The organism is Carboxydothermus islandicus (assembly GCF_001950325.1).
GTDB classification, from domain to species: Bacteria; Bacillota; Z-2901; order Carboxydothermales; family Carboxydothermaceae; genus Carboxydothermus; species Carboxydothermus islandicus.
This window is the reverse complement of sequence record NZ_BDJL01000017.1, coordinates 1-6,673: the sequence shown is the minus strand read 5'-3', so window position 1 is coordinate 6,673 and position 6,673 is coordinate 1. Positions and strand designations below refer to the sequence as shown.

Below are 6,673 nucleotides of genomic sequence, written 5' to 3'. Positions count from 1 at the left end.
AATAAATAACCGCCGGTGGCGGAAAATCAAAACAACAGGTATTCTAAAATAACCACATCCAACCAGCGACCAAACTTGAAGCCAACTTTTTTAAGCTCCCCCACCTTCTGAAAACCGCATTTCGCGTGCAGCCTCAAACTTGCTTCATTTTCGGCCGTAATTAAAGCTAATAGGGCCCGGAGCCCCCGGTTCCGGGCTTCCTCTAAAAGCGCTACAAGCATTTTTTCTCCATAGCCCCTCCCCCGAAAATCTTTATGAACGTATACCGATTCGGTAGCGGTTAAATCATAGGCTTTGCGGGGAGAATAGGGATTTAAACTGCCCCAGACAGCAATTTTTCCTTCTACTTCACCTACCAAAACCGGGTGCTTCGCCTCCCGTTTTAAAAGCCAGTTAATTTGTTCTTCCTCCTCCACCGGTTCGGTATCAAAAGTGGCAATCCCGTGTAAAACTTCCTCATTATAAATGGCAAATATCTCTTTTAAATCTTCCACCTTGGCTTCCCTAATTATAACATCTTTAGTTACTGTCACCTAAACCACCCGTTTTTAAATAAAATAATATACCTATTTTTATCCCGGAGGTAAGCTATGAACTACCCCCGCTGTTTTCTCGGTCAATTTCCCGGTAGTAATAAAATTCTACTTTTTTTAAAAGTTAACCGCCTGTGGTATATTTTTTATCCAGACTCCGCGGAATTATCGAAGCCTTTATTAATTCTCCCCAGAGAAACCCGGATCCTTGACAGCCTGGACTTTTTAATTGAATCGTACCGGAAAATTTTTGGCCAACCGGTTTATTTTTATTTAACTCCCGAAAGCCGCAGACTCTGGCCTTATCTTTTAAAAGGATACCGGGAAATTTCTCTTCTCTTTTATTATAAACCTATCAGGAAAACAGTTCCATATATAGCTTTAGGGGAGCTTTCGGGTTTAAAATTATTAACCCAAAACTCCCCTAAACCCTATGCTTATTTTACCATAGATTTTTAACGAACCTTAACAATCATCTCCACTTCTACCGGAGAATTGAGGGGTAGTTCGTTGACCCCTACCGCCGCCCGGGCATGTTTTCCTGCTTCTCCCAGTAATTCTGCCAAAAACTCCGAAGCGCCGTTGATTACTTTTGGCTGATCGTTAAAGCCCGGGCTACTTGCTACATAACCGGTAACCTTGACAATCTTTTCAATCCGGTCAAGATCCCCTATAAGCCCCTTGACCACCGCCAGGCAGTTAAGGGCTGCCACTTTGGCAAGACGATACCCCTCTTCTACCGTAACTTCCGCTCCTATCTTACCTCTGGTTTTTAACTCCCCGCCTTCAAAGGGAAGCTGGCCGGAAACGTAAATATAGTTGTCAATTAATACCCCCGGCACGTAAGCAGCCACCGGTGCTGGCGCCGGCGGAAGCGGCATTCCCATTTCATTTAACTTTTGCTCGATTTTCATACGACCCCTCCTTTACATTTAAAAAGTTCAGGTTGTAAAATATTTTTATAATCTTTTGTATTTGGGGAGTTGTTTTATGGATAAACTCAAGAAAAAAATCCTTTCCGAAGGTCGGGTTTTACCCAATAACGTATTAAAGGTTGATTCTTTTTTAAACCATCAGTTGGACCCCGTTTTCCTGATGGAAATTGGTCAGGAATTTGCCAAGCGCTTTTCTTCCAAAAACCCCAGCAAAATCCTGACGGTAGAAGCTTCCGGTATCGCTTTAGCGTTAATGACCGGCTACATAATGAAAATACCCGTGGTGTTTGCCAAGAAAAGACGAGGCATTATCCCCGACAATTTTTATTACGCCAAAATTTTTTCTTATACCCGCCAGGAGAATATTTTCATTACCGTTGACCGGAAATATCTTGCTCCCGATGATCGCATATTGATAATAGACGATTTCCTGGCTACCGGGGAAGCTACCCGCGGACTTCTTGAAATCGTCAATGCCGCCGGAGCCACCATCGTGGGGGTTGGTATAGCCATTGAAAAAAGCTTTCAAGCTGGAGCAAGTTTTTTAAGCGCTCTTGGCATTCCCACCGAAAGTTTGGTTAAAATAAAATCTTTAAATAAAGGAAAAATTGAATTCCTTTAATTTAGTTTAACAGTTTTTCTCCGGATAATTCTTTAAGCTCGGAAACGCTCATACCAAATAGTTCCCAGTTAGGGGTATCGTTCCAAACCGTTTCTAAATAATTTAAAAGCTTTTGGTACTCTTCAGGATTATTTTCATTAACCAGGGGCGAATAACTGTGGACAATTGCTTCCGGTTCCTCCACCTGAAAGCGTTCAATTAATGCATTTAAATCAAAAAGCTTGGGGTTTACCAAAAGTAAGCCCTGGCTTTGTTTTAAATTTTGCAGGTATTTCTCAATCTCCTGATAATTGGAAATTAGCCGGTAACTTTCCCCGTAAAAAACCCGTAAAACGGTATCTACCGACAGGGGAGAGGGCAGAATTTTCCGGGCAACTCGCCGGGAGACAAGTCCCCCGGGGTCAGAAACCCGCTTTAGGGCAATAATCTTTTCCGTTACCACAACCCCCTGCCGTCGGGTAAGTTCTTTTACCACCTCTTCTCCCGGAATCGGCAACATTACCCCGAGAATTTCTCGAAAAATCGGCTCTACTTCTTCCCTGGTTACCGCACCGTAAAACCAGAGCACTCCTTCCAAAAGGTCAGCATAAAAGCTCGCCGTTTCTTCCAGAGTTAAAAGCCCGTCTTTATATCCCGCATAATATAGTTCTTCAATTTCACCGCCGTTAAAATCGGGCTGATTTAAAAGCTGTTCCCTGAATGCTGTTAAAGCCTTTAAAAAGAGTTCCCGGGCTTCCTCACGCCTTCCTTTATGGAGAGTAAGCTTGGCTTTTAAATATAAGCTCTGGGGAAAATCAAATCCGGTAAGCCCAACAAAATACTTTTCCGCTTCCGGATAAAAGCCCCCGCTTTCTAAAATTGAAGCCATTACAAACTTTAGACCATCCGCTAAATCTTCGGGTTTAACAATTTCGGTTATCCTGGATAAAATTCCAGCTTCATCTAACCCTTCCAAGAGCATAAATATTTCCTGGGGATTTTCGAAAAATTTTGCTGAATCTTTATCTTTAATTTGTTCCAAAGCTTTCTCCCCGCCGGCAATTAATAAAAGATAATTAAAATATTCCTCTGGTAATTCTTTCCTGAGATTGATAATTTCGCTATAAGCTTTCTCGCTTTTAGTCTGGGCATAAAGCCAGAGAAGGGCATTTTTATATTCACCTTGACTATCCTGCAGAAGATTTTCCAAAGGCAGTTCCCGGACCCGATTTTTCACTTTATGTAAAAAATGAAAATCAAGAGCATTTTGGTTAAATTTTTTGGTTAAAGCGATAATTGAATCTAAATCCACCTGTTCCCAGGCCACTTCCTCCACTAAATCCACAAGATGCTCTCCTTCAATGTTTTCGAGATTTTTTAACACCTCAATTTTATATCCCAAATCCTTTTCCCGAAAAGCCTCCACTATTATTTCTTTTAAAGCAGGCCCGGTTATTCGGTTCAAAACATCTACCCAGCGGGCAAACTCGGCGGCAGTAACATTAGCCAGATACTCCGGTAAAGTTTGACCGGAAAGCTCCGGTAACTTTCTGGTTTTTAAAATATTTTTAATTTTATCTTCCAGTAAATACCATTGCCAGTCGGGCTGTAATAAGCTCTCCGTTACTGCCTGGGCGTAAATTTTATTAATATCCCGCATCGCCATCCCCTTTTCTTTTTGGAATTACTTTTATTTTAGCTTCTAAACCAAAAGAAATAAAGAGGCAAAAGAAAAAGAGCAAAGCACGAAGTCTTTGCCCTTAGCAAACAAAATCGTTAAAGTACTTTTCCGCTTCTTCAAGGCTTGCAAAATACCAGCGGTTTTCTTCCTTTAGATCCCGTCCTTTTTCACTGTAAAACTCGGTATAATAAATTACACACCAGCGGTTATCGATAAAATCCAGGATAAGCTTTCCGGTTCCCAGGTCTCTTTCCTGTTTTGGCAAAGAAATCCCCTCCTGTCTTTTTATAAATATTTCGACAGAGGGAGAGTTTTTCCTTTTTTATTCTTCCAAAGTTGTTAAATCCCCCGGGTCCACTCCCATTTCCTGGGCTTTTAACACCCGGCGCATAATTTTGCCGGAGCGGGTTTTTGGCAGTTTATCCACAAATTTCAGTTCCCCAATCACCACTATGGGCCCTAACTCCTTTTTTACATGTTCTATTAACTCTTTTGCCAGTTCCTCCGAGGATTCTACCCCCAGTTTTAAGATCACAAAAGCTTTTAAAATTTCTCCCTTTATCGGATCCGGAACCCCAACGGCCGCTGCTTCCGCCACCGCCGGATGGGAAACCAGAGCACTCTCCACCTCTGCAGTACCTATCCGGTGCCCGGCAATATTTAACACATCGTCAGCCCGTCCCAAGACGGCAAAATACCCTTCCTCGTCCTTTACCGCCACATCACCGGTAAAATACCAACCGGGAATTTCCCGCCAGGCTTTTTCGTAGCGAGCATCATCCCCGTAAACAGTTCTCAGCATATGGGGGAAGGGATTTTTAAGGCATAAAAGTCCACCCTGCCCCGCCGGCACCGGTTTTCCTTCCCGGTCTAAAACATCCGCTATTACTCCCGGTAACGCAAATCCCACCTTGCCCGGCTTTGCCGGTTTTACCGGCGGCGTCCCCAGGGTAGGTCCTCCCAGCTCCGTTTGCCACCAGTTGTCAACAATAAATCCCCCGTGGGCTTTTAAAAGATTCTCGTAAGCCCAGCGCCAGGCTTCGGGATTTAAAGGTTCTCCCGCACAGGTTATTAACCTTAAGGAGGATAGATCGTAATTTTCCGTCCACTTTTCCCCGTATTTCATTAAAAGCCGGATAGCCGTAGGAGCGGTAAAAATTACCGATACCTGATATTTTTCGATAATCTGCCAGGGGGTATCGGGAGTAGGATAATCCAGTGCCCCTTCCCTAAATAAAGTCGTTGCCCCGGCTACCAAAGGCGCGTAAACAATATAGCTGTGTCCCACAATCCAGCCAATATCCGAGGTGCACCAGAACACATCATCGTCTTTTAAATCAAAAAAGGTTTTAGCATGGTAGTAGGTTCCCACCATGTAGCCTCCATGGACGTGCAGTACCCCTTTGGGTTTGCCGGTGGTACCGGAGGTATATAAAATAAAGAGAGGATCTTCCGCTTCCATTATTTCCGCCGGTTCCCCCGGTGGATTTTTAAATAACGTCAGAAAATCCACTTCCCGCGGCCCTAAAGGTTGGCGCTCTTCCCGAAACCACACCGCAACCTTTTCCACGCAGGAAACTCCTTCTAACGCTTCATCCACTATGGGCTTTAACGCAACCTTTTTGCCCCGGCGATAACCGTAATCGGCAGTAATCACCAATTTAGCTCCGGAATCTAAAATCCGTTCCCTTAAAGCTTTAAACCCAAGGCCAGCATAAACCACACTGTGTACCGCTCCAATCCGGGCCACCGCCAGCATGGCCATAACCCCTTCCGGGGTTAATGGCATATAAATTACCACCCGGTCGCCTTTTTGAAGCCCCAGATTTTTTAGCCCCCGGCTCAAGCGCTCCACCCGATCTTTAAGCATCCGGTAGGTATAAACCTCTTCCCGTCCGTCCTCGGTTAAAAAAATAAACGCCGCTTTATTCCCCCGGCCTTTTGCCACCTGGGCATCCAAAGCATTATAAGTTATGTTGGTTTTTCCACCTATAAACCAGCGATGCCAGGGATAATTAAACTCCAAAACCCGCTCCCATTTTTCATACCAGAAAAGCTCCTCAGCCACTCTTCCCCAGAACTTCTCACCGTCTTCTACCGACTCCCTGTATTCCCGATCAAAATCCTTCAAATTGGCTGCCTCCTGTACCCTTGGAGGTGGAAAAATTTTCTCCTCCATCTGGAGTAAATTATTTAGTTCGCTCATCTTATCCCCTCCTGCCGCTTTTTTCTTTATTTTAGGAAATTTCTGGGGTAAAAAACATTTCCCTTCCCCTAATAACAAAATTTCCCCGTTTAATTGCCAAAAACTGATGCTATAATGCCACAACCCTGCCCAATAAACCGGGCAGGGTTGTGGTCTTACTTAGAAATATCCACTTTTTTCGTTTCCTTAAGAAAGATAGCCCCTAAAATTGCCGAAACAGCCACACTGATTACCGGAAACCAAACACCGGCCAGCGGGTCGTTAAATTTTTGAGTAAACCACAGCATAGCATAGGGAGCAATCCCACCAAAAATACCTACGGGAAAGTGATAAGCTACCGACATTGCCGTATAACGAACTTTAGCCGGGAACATCTCCGGGAAAAGGGAACCATAAGGGCCGTAGTACATTGCTGTCCAGGTAGCCAGTAAAACAGCAGCAATTCCCATCTTAACCGGGTCACCGGTAGGAATAAGCTTGTAGAGAGGGTACCAGGTTATTGCCGCCAAAGTATAACCAAGGATTAAAACCGGTTTTCTTCCCCACTTATCTACCAGCACTCCTCCCAATAAGATATATGCTACAAAAGAAACCGCACCAGCTATCATCATAATCGTTGCAGCCGTTACAGGATCAGCCTTACCAATAAGCTTAATATGGTTTACCGTAGCAAAATACGCACTGTACCAGCCCGCACCTAAACCGATACTAATTAAT

At 44.0% G+C, this 6,673-nt stretch carries 8 protein-coding genes; 2 read left to right on the top strand and 6 right to left on the bottom strand.

Going from position 1 to position 6,673, the window contains the following annotated elements:
- Positions 1 to 26 precede the first annotated feature (26 nt).
- On the bottom strand, positions 27 to 533 hold the full coding sequence (locus tag ciss_RS03440; RefSeq protein WP_075864910.1) for a GNAT family N-acetyltransferase: 507 nt from the start codon (positions 531 to 533) through the stop codon (positions 27 to 29).
- A 57-nt stretch (positions 534 to 590) separates the two neighbouring features.
- Between ciss_RS03440 and ciss_RS03435 the strand changes: the two genes are divergently transcribed.
- Positions 591 to 992 carry a hypothetical protein gene (locus ciss_RS03435; protein ID WP_075864909.1) on the top strand — a complete coding sequence of 134 codons (402 nt, stop codon included), beginning with the start codon at positions 591 to 593 and terminating at the stop codon, positions 990 to 992.
- Here ciss_RS03435 and ciss_RS03430 read toward each other — a convergent pair.
- Positions 989 to 1,447: a RidA family protein gene (locus ciss_RS03430; protein ID WP_075864908.1), complete on the bottom strand. Its 459-nt coding sequence runs from the start codon at positions 1,445 to 1,447 to the stop codon at positions 989 to 991. The genes ciss_RS03435 and ciss_RS03430 overlap by 4 nt on opposite strands.
- A 76-nt stretch (positions 1,448 to 1,523) precedes the next feature.
- Between ciss_RS03430 and ciss_RS03425 the strand changes: the two genes are divergently transcribed.
- On the top strand, positions 1,524 to 2,090 hold the full coding sequence (locus tag ciss_RS03425; RefSeq protein ID WP_075864907.1) for a xanthine phosphoribosyltransferase: 567 nt from the start codon (positions 1,524 to 1,526) through the stop codon (positions 2,088 to 2,090).
- A gap of 1 nt (position 2,091) precedes the next feature.
- Here the strand turns inward: ciss_RS03425 and ciss_RS03420 are convergent, their stop codons facing one another.
- The 4 genes from ciss_RS03420 to ciss_RS03405 form a co-directional block, all read right to left on the bottom strand.
- Positions 2,092 to 3,729 carry a hypothetical protein gene (locus ciss_RS03420; RefSeq protein ID WP_075864906.1) on the bottom strand — a complete coding sequence of 546 codons (1,638 nt, stop codon included), beginning with the start codon at positions 3,727 to 3,729 and terminating at the stop codon, positions 2,092 to 2,094.
- Positions 3,730 to 3,829: 100 nt separating this feature from the next.
- Entirely contained in the window at positions 3,830 to 4,015 is a 186-nt protein-coding gene (locus ciss_RS03415; protein ID WP_075864905.1) for a hypothetical protein, read from the bottom strand.
- Positions 4,016 to 4,072: 57 nt separating this feature from the next.
- Complete coding sequence (acs, locus tag ciss_RS03410) at positions 4,073 to 5,956, bottom strand: acetate--CoA ligase (protein WP_075865010.1); 1,884 nt, start codon at positions 5,954 to 5,956, stop codon at positions 4,073 to 4,075.
- A gap of 155 nt (positions 5,957 to 6,111) precedes the next feature.
- Positions 6,112 to 6,673, bottom strand: a 562-nt coding sequence (locus tag ciss_RS03405) for an MFS transporter (protein WP_143298465.1), incomplete at its 5' end; no start/stop codon positions are given.